Raw genomic sequence first — 1,716 nt, forward strand, 5'->3', positions numbered from 1 at the left:
CCAGCCCGTGCTGGAGCCGCACCCCCATGATCAGCGTCACCCCTGCCACACCTGCGACCAGCCCGGCCACGGCGATGGGGCGCAGCCGCTCGGCATAAAGCAGCCAGCCCAGGAAGGCGACGACCAGCGGCATCATCGAGGCGATGATGGCCGAGACGGAGGCCTCGACATATTGCATGGCGACCCAGCTGAAGCCCAGGTAAAGCGCGTTCTGGCACAGGCCGAACAGGATCACCGTGCGCCACTCCGCCCGAGTCAGGCGCCAGGTCTGGCCCATGGCGCGGGCCAGCGGGATCGCCACCAGGGCGGAGAGACCGAACCGGATCACCAGCGCAGTCAGCGGCGGAGCGGCCAGGACGATCATGCGCGTCGAGGTGAAGGCCGAGGCCCAGAGGACCGCAAAGCCGAAGCCCATCAGAATGGCCCTGAAATCCATGTCACCCCCCTGCTCGCACCCCCATGGGCTAGCAGATGGGCCGGCAGGCGCAAGGGCCGGTGCCTGGGCGGGGCCGGAAATGAAAGAAGCCGCGCAGGTCATGCGCGGCCCCCAAAATGCGGCGAAAGCCGGGATCAGGCGTTCACGCTGTCCTTCAGCGCCTTGGCGATGGTGACCTTGACCACCTTGTCGGCGGGCTTCGTCATCATCTCCTGGGTTTGCGGATTGCGGACCTGACGCTCGGGGCGGGTGCGGCAGGCGACCTTGCCGATGCCCGGCAGGGTGACGGCGCCACCTTCGGCGACCGTGCGCGACACGACGGCCGAAAGCGCGTCCAGAGCCGCGGCGGCGGTCTTCTTGTCGCTGCCCATCTCATCGGCCAGCGTGGCGACGAGCTGGGTCTTGGTCATCGGTTTCGAAGCGGCCTGGGCCATATTCTGTCTCCTCGTTGTTCCCCGTTCGGGAAATTTTCGGACGCCACCTTGGCGGCACGCCTGCCGCTACACAAGCTTTTTCGGCGCAGATCAAGCTTTTTCGGCGGTTTTCCCCAGCAAACGCTGCGAAATTCGCCGCCAAGGGCCGTTCTAGAGGAAGGCGGTCTCGTTGAACGAGCGCAACTTGCGCGAGTGGATGCGTTCCAAGGGCGTCTCGCGCAGCTTTTCCATGGCCCGGATGCCGATCAGCAGGTGGTTTGCAACCTGGGTGCGATAGAAATCCGTGGCCATGCCGGGCAGCTTCAACTCGCCATGGAGCGGCTTGTCGCTGACGCAAAGCAGCGTGCCGTAGGGCACGCGGAAGCGGAAACCGTTCGCGGCGATGGTGGCGCTTTCCATGTCCAGCGCGATGGCGCGCGATTGCGACAGGCGCTGCACCGGCCCGGACTGGTCGCGCAGTTCCCAATTGCGGTTGTCGATGGTGGCGACGGTGCCGGTGCGCATGATGCGCTTGAGCTCATAGCCGTCGAGCTGCGTGACCTCGGCCACCGCCTCTTGCAGGGCGACCTGCACCTCGGCCAGGGCCGGGATCGGCACCCAGACCGGCAGGTCGTCGTCAAGCACGTGGTCCTCGCGCAGATAGGCATGGGCCAGCACGAAATCGCCCAGGGACTGGCTGTTGCGAAGGCCCGCGCAATGGCCGACCATCAGCCAGGCATGCGGGCGCAGCACGGCGATATGGTCGGTCGCGGTCTTGGCGTTCGAGGGGCCGACGCCGATATTGACCAGGGTGATGCCGTCGCCATCCGGGCGTTTGAGGTGATAGGCCGGCATCTGCGGCATCTT

At 66.3% G+C, this 1,716-nt stretch carries 3 protein-coding genes; all 3 read right to left on the reverse strand.

All coding sequences use genetic code 11. The features are described 5' to 3' along the window. On the reverse strand, nt 1-436 hold a 436-nt coding region (locus tag AQY21_RS06930), incomplete at its 3' end, for a DMT family transporter (protein ID WP_152988141.1). Nucleotides 437-570: 134 nt separating this feature from the next. Continuing rightward, the gene (locus AQY21_RS06935) at nt 571-870 is read right to left on the reverse strand and encodes an HU family DNA-binding protein (RefSeq protein WP_024845371.1); all 300 of its coding nucleotides are present in this window, start codon (nt 868-870) and stop codon (nt 571-573) included. Nucleotides 871-1,020: 150 nt separating this feature from the next. Then, the coding region (locus AQY21_RS06940; RefSeq protein WP_065169902.1) for an AMP nucleosidase at nt 1,021-1,716 on the reverse strand (696 nt) is incomplete at its 5' end.

Origin of the sequence: Paracoccus sp. MKU1 (assembly GCF_001447385.1) — a bacterium.
In the GTDB taxonomy this organism is placed as follows: Bacteria; Pseudomonadota; Alphaproteobacteria; order Rhodobacterales; family Rhodobacteraceae; genus Paracoccus.

Coding starts and splice junctions, on each gene's coding strand:
- AQY21_RS06935 (WP_024845371.1), bottom strand. CDS start 870: ATGGCCCAGGCCGCTTCGAAACCGATGACCAAGACCCAGCTCGTCGCC.